Below are 14968 nucleotides of genomic sequence, written 5' to 3'. Positions count from 1 at the left end.
CACGACGACGCAAGGCGCGCTTCTCGCCATGGTGATAGGCTGCTGTCAGGACTTCCAATTCCTCGTCGGTGAGAGGAGCAACAAAACGCTGGGCCACCCTTGTCATCCCTGATTGGAAATGTTGGCAAAGTATGCAGGAAAACTTATGTAAAGTCACTTACTGTCTCCTAAATCAGCTTGTTAAGATGGTGTGGCGTCGTCCAGTAGTACTAGGCAGCGGATGGATCAGATTCAACTGGCCTTTGGTGTGAAGGGACATGAATTAATCGTGCAAGATCCTCTGAGTTTGGTCTATTTAGGCCTAACTGTACCCAATAACAAGTTTGGTCATTATCCCGACGATCCCGCACCTACTTATCATCGAGCTCTCGTTCCAGCCGATGAGCTTCGGCAATACCTACCTGCACGAGACGCGCGAGCATATCGTCCATCTACGACCGCAGCGGATAGGCGGCAGCTTGTGCCGCTCGACCTCTTCCATCGGTCCCTGGATCGCAATGCTCTCCTCATCCCAGGCGGGATTCGAGCCGAGAGCGAGTGCTTCGCCGTTACTCAGGACCTTTAGCAACCGACACATCCGCTCCTTGGCCGTCGAGAAATTATCCGCCATGGCGATGTCAGCGGATGCCTCGCGTTGCAGTTCGAGGGCTCGACGCCGTGCCTGACCTGGAGACATCTCAGGGTTAGCGGGACGCGCCGGGGAAAACAACTCGTGATAGCGATCGAAGCTCAATCTGCGAAGCACATGATATCTCAGCGCTAAGTGCTTCCTCGGGATTCGCCCGGCAAGTCGAAGCAACCTTTACTAGGCTGAATGTTACTAGATGTGCTTGGGTGCGGTTGTGATGTCGCGATGTGACGATATTTTCATTCCGCAACTGCCAATGAGGCCGCCCCTCATGCGCTTTTGTCGGGCGGTTGCGTGGTCCCAGAACGGAAGAGTTGATCCGAAGGGACCGAGTAAATGAAATCGGGGCGGATAGCTGACCGGTAAATGCCGCCCCAACGAAGGAATCCGACGCTGGAATCATGAATGGGGGACTTGCGACTGGCTGGTATCGACCTTGGCAAGGCGTTCCGGAAATTACTGCGGGCACGCTCATTCAGAAAGTCGTGTGTGCTATCTGATGACCGTCAAGCATTCGAATGGAAGGCGTAGGAGAACTTAGGTTTGGCTATAAGGCGGGGGAGGAGATGAGGCTTAACCTGTTGATTTTTTCATTTTTTGCTTTTGCACCGGCTTGTGTGGAAGGCAGGTTTGGATGGTGATAATTACACTCCAGACTATCGTGATGGTTTTCGGCGCGGTCGTGGCCAGCACGGGTTTGGTTTTGTTGTTTTTACGCACGGAGCAGGCACAAAACAAGATCAAACTGCTCGGGCAGGAGTTTGAAATCTCGACACCTGCCCTGGTGGTCTTTCTGGCCGGATGTATCGTGTTTGTTGTCCCATTAGTCATTCCGATAAAAGATATCGAGAGTCCAGTAGTAATACTTGGCCAGACTCCTGGAGGCCACACTGGACAGGGAGCGCTTGGCGATTCGCCTGTTGCATTTCCTGTCCTTGAAGAGGAGGAGCCCAATGATCAAATTACCGAGGCTAATCTAATTGAAATAGGAACCAGGGTCCAAGGGTCGGCAATCTCGGGGCAGGACCGGGATTATTTCAAGTTCATGAGTTCCAATCAAGAACCACACCGCATAAGAGTGATTCTGCGCAAACGTGCACCGGGTGGCTACTTTGCAAGAGTTACCGTTTACGATTCTGCTGAGCGTCGCATGACTCGAGACCTTCAGTCCGGTGATACCCCTGTCAGTCTCGCCTTTGACAGCACTCCCGACTCGCTTTATTACATCTTGGTATCACCTGTATACAATCCACGACCAGGGAGCCCTTATGAGCTTGAAGTGCGTGAGGAAACTGTGAATTATTAAGGAAATGAGGCCGGCTTCTCCTCAGAAGTCTCAATTTCAATACCGCGGCAAAGTAGCCTGCATTCACCTCGAGTGCCATCCAGCATGGTGTCCTTTCTGGATCATCGACGATACCAGCATTCGCAAGAAGGGGCAGCCGTTCACCCGCTGGCAACAGACAACAGACCATCACCCGGTTTCGGCGCGTTGGCCCACGCGTTGGACGCGATCCGCTACCGGGAGGAAGTGACGTGGCGGGAAAGCTACGCACAAGTCGTTAACGTCCCATTTTGCCCCGTTGGCATGCGAGTGGCATGGGGGATGCAGTGCCGTGATCCGGAATAGCTACTGATCGAATGACCCAAAGGGCCAATAAGCCCGCCAAGTATTGGTTAAGCAGCCAGCCAAACAGCGCGTCTCTAGCGACGTTGGTAACCACGGCCAAGGCCCGCTGGCGCATCGAGCGTGACTACCAGGAGCTCAAGCAGGAATTTGGATTGGATCACCATGAAGGACGCAACTGGCGTGGCTTTCACCATCATGCCAGTCTCTGCATTGCAGCTTATGGCTTCCTGGTCGCCGAACGGTTGCGACATCGGGATCAAAAAATCCAACGGTTCCCGGCGCCTGCCTTACCCGAGTGCTATCGTCCGCGGGGTAGTGCAACGAGTCCAGCGCCAAGTGAGTGACTCCATCCCACGCTGCGCTGGACATTATATCAAGGCATTTTAATGGTCTTCTGCAGCAAACGACGATGTTTGTGACACAGTCGTACTAAGCACTACTCATGGAAATTGCGCCCCGCCGTAGTCTCCTTGATCACTCCCTTGCGAATCACGAAGTCACCGAAGTGTTCACCCTCGTCACGCTCCTTGGCATAGCGCTTGAGCAGTGGGGTGAGCTCTTTCATGATCGTGGCCTCGTCGATGTTCTCGCGATACAGCTTGTTGAGCCGTTCTCCGGTGAAACTGCCGCCAAGGTAGAGGTTGTAGCGTCCCAGCGCCTTGCCGACAAAGCCGATCTCGGCCACGTAGGGGCGGGCGCAGCCGTTGGGGCAGCCGGTCATGCGTACCACGATGGCATCGTCGGCCAGGCCCGCCTTGCGCATCGACTGTTCCAGCTTGTCGATCAGCGACGGCAGATAGCGTTCGCTTTCCGCCATGGCCAGCCCGCAGGTGGGGAAGGCGACACAGGCCATCGACCCACGGCGCAGTGCCGAGACATCCTTCACCATGTGGTATTTGTCGATCAGTGCCCCGATTTCGTCGCGCTTGTCGTCGGCGACGTTGGCGATGATCAGGTTCTGGTTGGTGGTCAGGGCGATGTCGCCTTCGTGGATCCTGGCGATCCCGCGCATGCCGGAGAGCAGTTTCATACCGTTGTCGAAATCGGCAATGCGACCGTTCTCGACGAACAGACCATAATGCCAGGTGTTGTCGTCGCCTTGGTACCAGCCGTAACGATCGCCGTTGCTGTCGAAATGGAATTCGCGTGGCTCGCCGAGGGCATATCCCAGGCGCCGTTCGACCTCTTCGCGGAACCATTCGACACCGTGATCCTCGATCGTGTATTTGGTGCGCGCATGCTTGCGGTCGTGGCGGTCGCCGTGGTCGCGCTGCACCAGCATGATGGCCTCGGCGACCTCGACGACCTGATCCGGTGTGCAGAAACCGACCACATCGCTCAGCCGCGGAAAGGTGGCCGGTTCGCCGTGGGTCATGCCCATGCCGCCGCCGATGCACACGCTGAAACCGCGCAATTCGCCCCCTTCGCTATCGGCGATGAAGCCGATATCGTGGGCGAACGCATCGACGTCGTTCTCGGGCGGAATGGCCAGCGCGATCTTGAACTTGCGTGGCAGGTAATGCCTGGTATAGAGCGGTTCCTGCTCTTCCTCGCCACCGGCGACGCGCTCCTCGCCGAGAAAGATCTCGTGATAGGCGCGTGAGCGGGGCATCAGGTGAGCACTGATCTCGTGCGCCAGTTCGTAGACCTGCCGATGGACCTTCGAACGGTGCGGGTTGGCGGTGCAGATGACGTTGCGGTTGACGTCGCCGCAGGCGGCGATGGTATCCAGCATGGCCTCGTTGATGACCTTGAGATGCGCGCGCAGGTTTTCCTTGAGCACCCCGTGGTACTGGAAGGTCTGTCGAGTGGTGATGCGCAGCGTGCCATTGGCGTAGCGGGTGGCGATATCGTCCAGGGTCAACCACTGGCGCGATGACATCAGGCCGCCCGGCATGCGCAAGCGGACCATGAACGAATACAGTGGTTCGAGCTTCTGGTGGCGTCGCTCGCTGCGCAGGTCGCGGTCGTCCTGCTGATAGAAGCCGTGGAACTTGGTCAACTGGGTATCGGCCTCACCGACACCACCGCTGGCGCGGTCGGCTATGCCCTGTTCCAGAGTGCCGCGCAGATAATCGCTCTCAGCCTTCAGGCGTTCGTTGGGATGCAACTCGTCGAACGAAATGTCGCGAAGCTTCTGGATGATATCGCCCATGCTGATACCTCCGGCTTAATACACGTCGCGCTGATAACGTTTGGCCTGCTGCAGTTCGCGCAGATACTCCTTGGCGCCTTCTTCGTCGAACCTGCCTTGCGTACGAATCACATCGAGCAGGGCACGATGCACATCCGCTGCCATGCGTTCGCCATCGCCGCAAACGTAGAAATGCGCCCCTTCTTGCAGCCAGGCATACAATTCGGTGGCGTGCTCGCGCATACGTTCCTGAACGTAGACCTTCTCTTGTTGATCGCGAGAGAACGCCACGTCCAAGTGGGTCAGCAGCCCCTGCTTGCGCCACTGCAGCATTTCAGCCTGGTAGAGAAAATCGCTGCGGAAACGGCGGTCGCCAAAGAACAACCAGTTGCGGCCTGTAGCGCCACGCTCTTCGCGTTCCTGCAGGAAGGCACGGAACGGCGCGACACCGGTTCCCGGCCCGACCATAACGACCGGCGTGTTGTCGTCGTGCGGCAGCTTGAAGTTCTTGTTGCGGTCAACGTAGATCGGCACGGTATCGCCTGGATGCACGCGATCGGCGAGATAGGTCGTCGCCACGCCGCCGCGTGAACGACCGTGGGACTCGTAGCGCACGACGCCGACCGTCAGGTGCACCTCGTCGGGTGTCGCCTGGTAGCTCGAAGCGATGGAGTAGAGGCGAGGCGGCAGCTTGCGCAAGGCCTGGGTGAATGTGTGGGCGTCTATCTCCTTGACCGGAAAGTGTTCGAGTACGTCGATGATATGACGTCCTTCGACCCAATCGCGCAGTTCGCCGCGCGAATCCTGGTCCATCAACCGGCGCAGTTCGGCTGCGTCCGAAACCTCGGTCCAATGTTCGAGAAACGGCCGGGTCAGGGTGGTGACCTCGAACTCGGTAAGCAAGGCATCACGCAGACGCCGACCCTCGCCCAGATCGGCATCGGCATCCAGGCGCAATATGTCGAGTAGTTCGTCGACATAGGCGGGGTCGTTCTGCGGCACGACGCCAATGGCATCTCCCGGCTCGAAGCTCAGCCCCGAGTCTTCCAGCGATAGCTCGATATGACGGGTTTCCTTGTCGGAGCCCCGCCCATTGAGCACGATCGAGTCGAGCACTTCGGCATGGAAGGGATGCTTCTTCGAATAGCTTGTCTGAGGGGTGGCATTCGCCACCGGCGCCAGGCTGTCGCTGACGGGGCTTACCGTGTCGCAGAACTCGGAATAGCGGTCGAGCACCGACTCGATCCACCGTTCGGCATCCTCTTCGTAGTCGACGTCACAGTCGACGCGATCATGGATACGCTGGGCGCCCAGCGCTTCGAAGCGCGCATCGAAGTCCTTGCCGGTCTGGCAGAAGTGGTCATAACTGGAGTCGCCAAGGCCCAGCACCGCGAAGCGTGTCTGGTCATTCAACTTGGGTGCTTTGCGACCATGCATCAGTTCATGGAAGCTTTCCGCGGTGTCGGGCGGATCGCCGTCGCCCTGGGTGCTGACCACCACCATCAGGTTGAGCGGATCCTTGAACGTCTTCTTGCCGGCTTCCGCCATGTCGAGCAAGCGAGCATGGAAGCCTCTGGCCTTGATCCGATCGCATGCCAGTTCTGCGACGCCTTCGGCGTTGCCGGTCTGGCTGCCATAGAGCACGACGATTTCCGCAGCGGCGACTGTTGCCTCGGGTTGGGTCGGCGATACCGCCACATCCCCCCGCTGTGCTGTCAGACCAGCAAGATAACCGCTCAGCCAAGTCAATTGGTGAGCGTCGAGTCCTTCCAATGCCTCGTTGAGCCGCTTGGCCTGTTCGGCACTCAGCGGACTGTTAGTGTCGAGCAGGGAACCTTGAGCCATCCAGGTATCCTCTCACGACGAATTCAACACAATGTGCGCGATGAGCACGGCCGAGACGCGCGATTCGCGCTACCGGCATGGCGTACAGGCTAAGGGGTACAGAACAGAAACAAAAATTATATATAGCGCTTCTTATATGCTTTTCGGTTATTTGTCGACGTTCTTGAAACGCTCGGCGTAACAAGGCGGTGAATTGGCCTCTCGACCGTCTGCCTGGCGGTCCTCTTCGGCCAGTGCCTCGAGAATTGCCTTGCGCAGGATCGGCAGATGGGACTCGTCCAGGTCGCGAGTGGCGGACAATAGCGTCAGGCGCCCTTGGCGGGCCAGGCGCATCAGCGGAACCAGGCAGTCTTCACTATCGGCTATCTCCCAGCGATAGCGACGGGCGAATACCGCACGGCTGATATTGCCCTGGTGCCAGTCTCGGCGCAGGGTATTGGAAGGGGAGGCATCGCGATACCAGTCGGTCAACGCCAACGACTCGCGGCGCTTGCCGCGCGGCCATAGACGGTCGACCAGAACCCTGGCCCCATCGGTGTCTTCGGCGGGGCTATAGACTCGTTTGAGCTGGATATCGTAGGCCATGAAACGAACGACTCCCGTGGGTGAGGTATCTCCAGCCTAGCGCAAGGATTCGCCGGTGACATACTCCACGGACTGCAGCGAATTGGTGCCGGTGACGATGGCTTCCAAGGCATCGCAGAAAGCCGTGAAGGCTTCGCTGGAATGCCCAGGAGTGCGATGCATCTCGATTTCCACATGGCCAAGTGGCGGCATTCTCTCGTCTTCGCCAACGATGCGACATCCTTCCGGCACGCTACGTGGCGTCTTCACCGTCAGTGCCAGGCCGGCTTGTACCGGCAGGTTGATCCCGGTGGGGGATTGGCTGGAATAGCGTACATCCCAACCACGATCCACTCGTCCCAAGGCGGCGAAGGCATGGGCACGGAAAATGCAGCCTTCGGGATTCAGTGCCAGAGGCAGGGGATCCCAGTCGAGTGGCGATTTATCGGCGGCGATTACCCATACCAGCGGCTCACGACCCAGGAGCTGGCCCGATTGAGTCGGCATGTGGCGGATCGCCAGCACGGCGTCGAGCAGGCCTTCCTGAAAGTCGTGGACCAAGGCGGTACTAATGTTGCAGACCACTTCCAGCTGTACCCGGGGGAAGCGCTCGGCGAAGTTCGGCAACAACTCCGGCAGATAGGTGCTGGCTTGCTCTTCCGAGGTTCCCAGGCGGATCAGTTCGCCCTGGCGGTCGGCACCCATGACGCGCTTGGCCTCACCCTGCAACTTGAGGATATGGCGGGCATAGGGCAGTAGGCGACCCCCCGCTGCGGTCAGTACCACGCTGCGGCTGGTGCGTTCGAACAGCGTCTCGCCCATCTGGTCCTCCAGCCGCTTGATCTGCAGGCTGATCGCCGACTGGGTACGATGCAGTACCTTACCCGCGGCGCTGAACCCCTCGCATTCGGCCACAGTCACGAAAGCGCGCAACAGATCAGTGTCCATGATTCATGAGCTCCTGAAATGGATTTTGCTTCAACCATTCGATTCCATTGTCAAGCTGGGTTGACTGCCCTGTCCACCGTTCAACGTGTCAGGCGAAGGCTGCTCAAGATTCTGGGTTATCGAACGATTCATCGGTTGACTCCTTGCAAGGCGCGACGCTGGCGAATGACGAAGCCAATCTCTGCTATGTTGTTCAGAACAAGCGTTCCGACATCTCCCGTGCACCAAAACAAAGAAAATCCAGGACCTTCCGGGGAGGTTGGCATGACTAACAAGATCTCACGCAGGAATTTTCTCAAGGGCTCGGCCTATGGGTTGGGAGCCTTGACCCTGGGGGCACCGGCCATTCATGTCCGCGCCCAGGAGCCCGTCATCCGTTGCGGCGTGGTGACCTCACTGTCTGGGGAGAACCGCTTCGGCGGCAATCTAACCCGGCGTGGCTATGACTTGTGGGCGGAAGAAATCAACAAGCTGGGCGGAGTGGAGATCAATGGCGATCGCTACCGGGTGGAGATGTTCTACGGTGATGCCCAGTCCCGTCCCGCCTCGGGGGCCGATGCCGCCGAGCGCTTGATCATTCGCGACGAGGTCAGCATTTTGTTCGGCCCCTACACGTCCGGGGTGACGCTGGCCGTGCAGCCTATCTGTGCCAAATACGGTGTACCGATGATCTCGGGGTCAGCGGAATCGCCCAACGTGTGGCTGGAAAAACCGCGTTTCAATTTCGGCATGATTCCTGCCGTGGATCACACCGCGGGAAGCTCCATCGGCGTCATTGCCGAGGCCACTGGGGCTGCGTCGGTAGGCGTGGTCGGTGTCGATGAACCTTTCTCCAAGGAGACCGCCGAAGGCTTTCGCAACGGCGTGAACGATACCGGCCTCGAGCTGACGCGTTTCGAGCTGTTTCCGGCCAATGCCGATCTGACCCCGGTCGTCTCCAATCTCAAGGCCGACAATCCCGACCTCGTGGCGGTGGGAGGTCATGAGGAGGTGTTGATCAACTTCATCAATACCGCCAAGTCGCTGGACTTCCGGCCCAAGGCGATCCTCATGCACTACGGCGTCACCGCGGCGGCCTTCGCCGATCAACTGGGTGCGGATGCCAATGGCGTGCTTGGTATCTCCGTGTGGACACCGAACCTGCCTTACCGCGATGACCTCTTTGGCACTGCCAGTGACTATGATGAGCTGTCCCTCGCGCGTTGGGGTAGCCATCCCGATTACACCGAGGCGGCCTGTTCGGCCAGTGGCCTGGTGCTGCAGGATGCCGCTCGGCGACTCGGCAAGCCGCCGGTCTGGGATCGGCAGGCGCGTCTGGAATTGGTGGAGGCGCTGGAGGAGACGGATATCGAGACCTTCTACGGTCCGGTCGCTTTCGAGCGGGAAGGCAATCACTACCACAACAATATCCAGCCCGTACCGGTGGTCATCCAGATCACCGAGGGACGCGTCGTACCCGTTGCCCCGAGCGACGCGGCGCAGACGGAACTGGTTTATCCGTTGCCCGCCTTCTCCTGATCGATGACGGACCCGGCCCCGTCACCCGGCGAATTCCGTCGGGCGGCGGGCTGGCCATACCGGGGAGGGCGATAGATGGACGTACTGCTCCAGGCGCTGCTGAATGGCATTCTGATCGGCGGCATCCTCATCTGCCTGACGGTGGGGTTTCAACTGACCTTCGGTGTGCTCCACGTCATCGACTTCGCCGTGGGCGGCTGGGTCATGTTGGGCGGTTATGCCGCCTACTGGGCGAGTCGCTTGCTGGGCGTCGATCCCTTCATCAGTGTGTTCTTCGTTTTCGTGCTCTTTGCCGGGGTCGGCTGTGCCCTGGGTCCTTTGATCTATCATGTGCGCACCAGCCGCTATGCGCGTCCCGACCTCATGGCACTGGCCTTCACCTTTGGCATCTTCATCATGATGCGCGGTGGCGCGCTGTGGCTGTGGTCCTTCGACAGTCGCAGTGTCGACTCGGTGCTATCCGGCGCCTCGCTGTCGATCGGGCCGGTCACTGTCCCGTTGCTACGACTGTCGGCCTTCGGCATGGCGCTGCTGCTGGGGCTGGGGCTGTTCGTGCTGCTGTATCGTACACGCTTCGGGATGGCGGTGCGGGCGGTCGCCCAGAACCGAGACCATGCCGGGCTGATGGGGGTCGATGTCAAGCGTGTCTCGGCCTATGTCTATGGCATTTATACGGGCATCACGGCATCGGCCGGGGTGCTGTTGGCCACCATCTATTCGGTGAACCCCGAGGTCGGGGTGCGCTACACGCTGTTCGCTTTCTTCGTGGCGGTACTCGCCGGCCTGGGGTCGGTGGGAGGCGTGCTCGTGGCCGGCCTGGTCCTGGGGCTGGTGGAATCCTTGGTAGGGACCTACGTGGGTACCCGCTATTCGTTGCTGGTGGTCTTCGCGACCCTCTATCTGGTCCTGCTCATCTCACCAAAGGGGATTCTCCAGCGTGGTATCTAAGCTCAGCCGCCCCCAACTCGCCAGCCTCCTTGCCTTGTTCGCGGGGATGGTTGTATTGGCAGTATTACCGGCATACATCGATCCCTATTCCCTGCGTATCGTCACCGGCGTGCTGATGTGGGCGGGGCTGGCCTGCGCCTGGAACATCGTGGGCGGCTACGCCGGCTATATCAGCTTCGGCCACTCTGCTTTCTTCGGTATTGGCGCCTATGTGACCGGTATCCTCATGCAGCGAGACCTGGGGATACCCTTCCTGGCGACGCTTCCCTTGGGCATTCTCGTCGCCGTCGGCGTCGCCGCAGCCATCGGGGGGCCGACCATGCGATTGCGTGGCGCTTACTTCGCTATCGCCACCTGGGCATTCGCCGAAATGCTGATGCAGATGGCAATCGTACTCGACATTACTGGAGGTACCGCTGGTCTCTCCCTGCCGGCTTATCTCAATGAGTTCTTCTTCTACTACACCATGCTGATCGTTGCGCTGGGCGTCTATCTCGGTACCTGGTACCTGCTGGAACGGACTCGCTTCGGTTATCGACTCAAGGCGCTGCGGGACCATGAGCCCGCAGCCGAGGCAATGGGAATCCACACCACCCGTGTCAAGGTGCAAGCCTTCGCGCTGTCCGCCGGGATCACCTCTCTGTTCGGCAGCATCTACGCTTATTGGGTCACCTTCATCGATCCCCGTTCGGTGATGGGGCCGGAAATCACCGACCAAATGGTGGTCATGGTCCTGCTGGGTGGGCTTGGCACGGTCTGGGGGCCGGCGCTCGGTGCCACCGTGCTGTGGCTGATTAATCGCTATATATGGTCCGAGCTCGGTGATACCGCCATCTACCTGCCGATCCTCGGGCTGATCATCGCCTTGATCGTGCTGTTCCTGCCCAACGGGCTGATCAGCCTATTGCCGGGAGGGCGTCGCGGCCACGGGTTGTTGGGTCGCTTGCTGCGCAAACTGTGAAGAGGAATCGTCATGTATGCTGGCGCCGATAGTCAGACGGTAAGACACTCGCCGCTGGTTCTCGAGGGGCTGGTCAAGCACTTCGGGGGTGTCACCGCCGTGGCCGGCGTCGACCTCGAGGTGGAGTCGTGCGAGGTGGTGGGCGTCATCGGACCCAATGGCAGTGGCAAGTCGACGCTGTTCAATCTGATCTCCGGCATGCTGCCCATGGATGAGGGAAGGGTCTGGCTCGTCGGTAAAGAGGTGACCGGCCGGTCGGCATGGCGTATCGCACGTGCTGGACTCGCCCGGACCTTCCAGATTCCTTCGCTGTTCGACAACATCAGCGTGCGTGACAACCTGCTGGCGGCCGCTGTCGAGGGCGACTGGAAAGGGGCGCCTCGCCGCGCCGGCGAGGTCTTGGAGATGCTGGAGATCAGCCATGTGGCCGATAACCTGGCTTCGGAGTTGTCCGGGGGGCAGCAGAAATTGCTGGAATTCGGACGGGTATGCATGCGCGACCCGAGCGTCATTCTGCTAGACGAAGCTACCGCCGGGGTGCATCCGAATATCCGGCGCATCATGCTGGAGGCGATTCGTCGGGTGCGCGAGGCCGGCGCCACCTTCCTGGTGATCGAGCATGACATGGAGATGGTCCGCGAGATCTGTGACCGCATCATCGTGATGGATGCGGGGCAAGTCGTCGCGAAGGGGAGCTTCGACGAGATCGCCGACAACGTCGAGGTGCAGCGGGCCTATCTGGGACGGCAGAGATGAGTGTGGAACTACGCGTCACGGATCTGGTGACCGGTTACGGCAAGCAGGAAATCGTCCATGGCGTGTCGATGTCGGCGCGCTCGGAGGAGGTCACCTGTGTCTTTGGTCCCAACGGCAGTGGCAAGTCCACGGTGATCAAGGCCATCGCCGGTCTGCTGCCTGCCTGGAGTGGGCAGTTGCACCTGGGAGATACCGAACTCACCGGCCTGGCAGTCCATGAGGTGGTGCGCCAGGGTATCGTCATGATGCCTCAGGGAGGTGGCGTTTTCCCGCGTTTCACGGTCATGGAGAACCTGCGCATGGGTGGCTATTCCCTGCGTGACACGGCCTGGGTGGAGGAGCGCATCGAAACCCTGATCGACGATTACCCAAGCCTGCAGCGCCGACGCCATGTCGCGGCCGGGTCGCTGTCGGGCGGCGAGCAGATGATGGTCGCCATCGCCCGGGCGCTGGTGCCGGAACCTGCCTTCGTGCTGCTGGACGAGCCTTCCGCCGGCCTGTCACCGGCTTTGGTCGGCGAAACCATGACCCGAGTGAAAGGGCTGCGCGAGCGCGGCATCGGGGTGGTCATGATCGAACAGAACATCCGCGAGGCGCTGCCCGTTGCCGACAGGCTTTATATTCTGGCCGGGGGATACCGGAAGTTCGCCGGCACCTCCGCCGATATCCAGGATGATCGACACCTCATGTCGCTGTACATGGGGGGAGATTAATGAACTTCTGAAATTCATTGTATCTTGACCATTCATTTCTATTATCGAACTTCGCTCACTACGCTGACCATACGTTGTCGACTAGGTAGGAGCGAAGACAATGCATGTCATGAGTCAGCAGGACGATGCCGCCTCACTGCAGGGGCTCGTCGACCTGGAACGCTACCCCTTGCATGACTTGGATGGCGACACCGGCTGGCAGCTGATCGAGGAATGTCGCCGACAACTCGCTGCAGACGGTTGCGTGGTGCTTAAGCGATTCGTCCCCGACCATGCCCTGGCTCGCCTGGAGCGAGAGACCGAACGACTCTCTCCAGAAGCTCATTACAACCAGACCGAGACCAATCCCTACAACAGCGACGCCGATCCCAGCCTGCCGGTATCACACCCCAAGAATCGCTTCGCCGATCGTACCAACGGCTTCGTCGCTGGCGACCGCATCGGCAGTGACACCATCATTCGTCAGGTCTATGAGAATGCCGAGTTCCAGCGTTTCATCGCCCGTGTGGTGGGCATGGAAGAGATTCATGAATATGCCGACCCGCTAGCCGGACTAGTGATCAACGTGCTACGCGAAGGCTGTCAGCACCCCTGGCATTACGATACCAACGAGTTCATCGTCACCATGATGACTCGTCGCTCCCACGGGGGAGGCCGCTTCGAATACGTGCCTGGCATCCGTAGTCCCGAGGGCGAGAATTACCCCGAGGTCGAGCGTGTCATCGACGGTGAGCGCTCGCGGGTCAAGTCGTTGGAGCTGCAGCCTGGCGATCTGCAGATCTTCTTCGGGCGCTATTCGTTGCACCGTGTGACCCCGGTGGAGGGCGACAGGGAACGCCACACCGTGATCTTCGCCTACGCCAAGGAGCCGGGCTTCATCGGTCGGCCCGAACGTGCTCTGCGCATCTTCGGTCGCATGGCACCCATCCATGAGCAATTGCTGAAGGAAGGACTGCAGCGCAGCGACAATCTCCAGGACTGAAGGATTCCCATGAGCATCGTAGATTTCGACACTCTCTCCGACACCGAGCCTGACAAGATCCCGGTGGTGCCTTCAGCGCCAATGGCCAATGGCGACAGCATTCCCACCGCCTTCGACCCCAAGCAGCTGCGTGCCGGGCGTTTGGCCCGGCTACGCGCGATGATGGCCGAGCAGGGCTATGCCGCGGTGGTATTGTTCGACCCTTACAACCAGCGCTATGCCACTGGTTCGCGCAACATGTTCGGCTATTTCCTGCGCAACTCCACGCGCTATATCTACGTGCCGCTGGAAGGGCCGGTGATTCTGTTCGAGTACCCCGGTAGCGCCCACGTCTCCACCTGGCTGGAGACCATCGACGAGGCGCGCACCTCCAAGGTGGTGTGGTCGGCGGTCAACCAGCGCGACAACATGTCGAGCGATCCCTTTGGCATGGAGATCGCCGAGTTGGTGAAGGCCCATGGCAAGGGCAGCAAGAAGGTGGGGCTCGACCGTTGTGCGCTCAACCTGGCCCGGGCCCTGGAAGCCCAAGGGCTGGAAGTATTCGATTGCATGCAGGACACCCTGCATTGCCGCCGCATCAAGACTCCAGAGGAGATCGCCTGCCTGGCCCAGTCGATGGCCGCCAGCGAAGCCGCAGTGGCTGAGGTGGAAGCCGCGATCAAGCCCGGTGTCAGCGAGAACGAGCTGTTTGCCATCCTCTATGGCGAAGTGATCCGGCTGGGGGGCGAGTTCATCGAGACCCGCCTGCTATCCTCCGGGCCGCGCACCAACCCCTGGTTCCACGAGGCCAGCGACCGGGTGATCCGTCCTGGCGAACTGGTGGCGCTCGATACCGACACCATCGGCTGTCACGGTTACTATTCCGATTTCTCGCGCACCTTCCATGTTGGCCCCGGCAAACCCAGTGGCTACCAGCAGAGCCTTTACCAGATGGCCTATGAACAGGTGCATCACAACATGGCGATTCTCGCCCCTGGCATGAGCTACCGCGAGATTGCCGAGAAGGCCTGGAAGATCCCCGAGCGCTTCCTCGACCGCCGCTATCCCTCGATCATCCATGGCGTGGGCATGCACGGCGAGACGCCACTGATCGCCCACCATATGGACTTCGACCGCTTCTCCAAGGACGGCATCCTTGAACCGGGCATGGTGGTCTCGGTGGAGAGTTATATCGGCGAAGTCGGCGCCGCTGATGGCGTCAAGCTGGAAGAGGAAGTGTTGGTGACCGACACCGGCATCGAGAAACTCTCGCGCTACCCGTTCGACGAAACCTTGCTGGGGCGTGAACTCTAGGCTCTCGTGAGCTCTCACCAAGCGAGCGTGGCCTTGCGTTCCATCAAA

General features: G+C 59.8%; 12 protein-coding genes and 1 pseudogene. 9 read left to right on the top strand and 4 right to left on the bottom strand.

Annotated features, from left to right (window positions below):
* The first annotated feature begins 1262 nt into the window (after positions 1-1262).
* Positions 1263-1934: a hypothetical protein gene (locus tag IE093_RS10750; protein ID WP_189468988.1), complete on the top strand. Its 672-nt coding sequence runs from the start codon at positions 1263-1265 to the stop codon at positions 1932-1934.
* 353 nt (positions 1935-2287) lie between these two features.
* A pseudogene (locus IE093_RS10745) lies at positions 2288-2602 on the top strand (transposase); the annotation flags it as partial.
* Positions 2603-2694: 92 nt separating this feature from the next.
* Here IE093_RS10745 and cysI read toward each other — a convergent pair.
* The 4 genes from cysI to IE093_RS10725 all read right to left on the bottom strand — a co-directional run bounded on the left by cysI (position 2695) and on the right by IE093_RS10725 (position 7749).
* Entirely contained in the window at positions 2695-4413 is a 1719-nt protein-coding gene (cysI, locus tag IE093_RS10740) for an assimilatory sulfite reductase (NADPH) hemoprotein subunit (protein ID WP_189468984.1), read from the bottom strand.
* Positions 4414-4428: 15 nt separating this feature from the next.
* The gene (locus IE093_RS10735) at positions 4429-6237 is read right to left on the bottom strand and encodes an assimilatory sulfite reductase (NADPH) flavoprotein subunit (RefSeq protein WP_189468981.1); all 1809 of its coding nucleotides are present in this window, start codon (positions 6235-6237) and stop codon (positions 4429-4431) included.
* Positions 6238-6384: 147 nt separating this feature from the next.
* Complete coding sequence (locus IE093_RS10730; RefSeq protein WP_189468979.1) at positions 6385-6822, bottom strand: DUF488 domain-containing protein; 438 nt, start codon at positions 6820-6822, stop codon at positions 6385-6387.
* A 36-nt stretch (positions 6823-6858) separates the two neighbouring features.
* Complete coding sequence (locus tag IE093_RS10725; RefSeq protein ID WP_189468977.1) at positions 6859-7749, bottom strand: LysR family transcriptional regulator; 891 nt, start codon at positions 7747-7749, stop codon at positions 6859-6861.
* A 264-nt stretch (positions 7750-8013) separates the two neighbouring features.
* Between IE093_RS10725 and IE093_RS10720 the strand changes: the two genes are divergently transcribed.
* The 7 genes from IE093_RS10720 (at position 8014) to IE093_RS10690 (ending at position 14920) form a co-directional block, all read left to right on the top strand.
* A complete protein-coding gene (locus tag IE093_RS10720; protein WP_189468975.1) occupies positions 8014-9267 on the top strand; it encodes an ABC transporter substrate-binding protein in 1254 nt (417 codons plus the stop codon).
* Between the two features lie 75 nt (positions 9268-9342).
* Positions 9343-10215: a branched-chain amino acid ABC transporter permease gene (locus IE093_RS10715; RefSeq protein WP_189468974.1), complete on the top strand. Its 873-nt coding sequence runs from the start codon at positions 9343-9345 to the stop codon at positions 10213-10215.
* Positions 10205-11176, top strand: a complete 972-nt coding sequence (locus tag IE093_RS10710) for a branched-chain amino acid ABC transporter permease (protein WP_229803482.1) — start codon at positions 10205-10207, stop codon at positions 11174-11176. The genes IE093_RS10715 and IE093_RS10710 overlap by 11 nt, the downstream gene beginning before the upstream one ends.
* 12 nt (positions 11177-11188) lie before the next feature.
* Positions 11189-11932: an ABC transporter ATP-binding protein gene (locus IE093_RS10705; RefSeq protein WP_189468972.1), complete on the top strand. Its 744-nt coding sequence runs from the start codon at positions 11189-11191 to the stop codon at positions 11930-11932.
* Complete coding sequence (locus tag IE093_RS10700; RefSeq protein ID WP_189468970.1) at positions 11929-12645, top strand: ABC transporter ATP-binding protein; 717 nt, start codon at positions 11929-11931, stop codon at positions 12643-12645. The genes IE093_RS10705 and IE093_RS10700 overlap by 4 nt, the downstream gene beginning before the upstream one ends.
* 100 nt (positions 12646-12745) lie before the next feature.
* Entirely contained in the window at positions 12746-13627 is an 882-nt protein-coding gene (locus IE093_RS10695) for a HalD/BesD family halogenase (RefSeq protein WP_189468968.1), read from the top strand.
* Between the two features lie 9 nt (positions 13628-13636).
* A complete protein-coding gene (locus tag IE093_RS10690) occupies positions 13637-14920 on the top strand; it encodes a M24 family metallopeptidase (protein ID WP_189468966.1) in 1284 nt (427 codons plus the stop codon).
* The last annotated feature ends 48 nt before the right edge of the window (positions 14921-14968 follow it).

The organism is Litchfieldella qijiaojingensis (assembly GCF_014651875.1).
GTDB lineage: Bacteria > Pseudomonadota > Gammaproteobacteria > Pseudomonadales > Halomonadaceae > Litchfieldella > Litchfieldella qijiaojingensis.
The sequence above is the reverse complement of the archived record's forward strand: the minus strand, read 5'-3'. Positions and strand labels throughout refer to the sequence as shown.

Coding starts and splice junctions, on each gene's coding strand:
- IE093_RS10725 (WP_189468977.1), bottom strand. CDS start 7,749: ATGGACACTGATCTGTTGCGCGCTTTCGTGACTGTGGCCGAATGCGAG.
- IE093_RS10730 (WP_189468979.1), bottom strand. CDS start 6,822: ATGGCCTACGATATCCAGCTCAAACGAGTCTATAGCCCCGCCGAAGAC.
- IE093_RS10735 (WP_189468981.1), bottom strand. CDS start 6,237: ATGGCTCAAGGTTCCCTGCTCGACACTAACAGTCCGCTGAGTGCCGAA.
- cysI (WP_189468984.1), bottom strand. CDS start 4,413: ATGGGCGATATCATCCAGAAGCTTCGCGACATTTCGTTCGACGAGTTG.
- IE093_RS10700 (WP_189468970.1), top strand. CDS start 11,929: ATGAGTGTGGAACTACGCGTCACGGATCTGGTGACCGGTTACGGCAAG.
- IE093_RS10695 (WP_189468968.1), top strand. CDS start 12,746: ATGCATGTCATGAGTCAGCAGGACGATGCCGCCTCACTGCAGGGGCTC.
- IE093_RS10720 (WP_189468975.1), top strand. CDS start 8,014: ATGACTAACAAGATCTCACGCAGGAATTTTCTCAAGGGCTCGGCCTAT.
- IE093_RS10690 (WP_189468966.1), top strand. CDS start 13,637: ATGAGCATCGTAGATTTCGACACTCTCTCCGACACCGAGCCTGACAAG.
- IE093_RS10750 (WP_189468988.1), top strand. CDS start 1,263: ATGGTGATAATTACACTCCAGACTATCGTGATGGTTTTCGGCGCGGTC.
- IE093_RS10715 (WP_189468974.1), top strand. CDS start 9,343: ATGGACGTACTGCTCCAGGCGCTGCTGAATGGCATTCTGATCGGCGGC.
- IE093_RS10705 (WP_189468972.1), top strand. CDS start 11,189: ATGTATGCTGGCGCCGATAGTCAGACGGTAAGACACTCGCCGCTGGTT.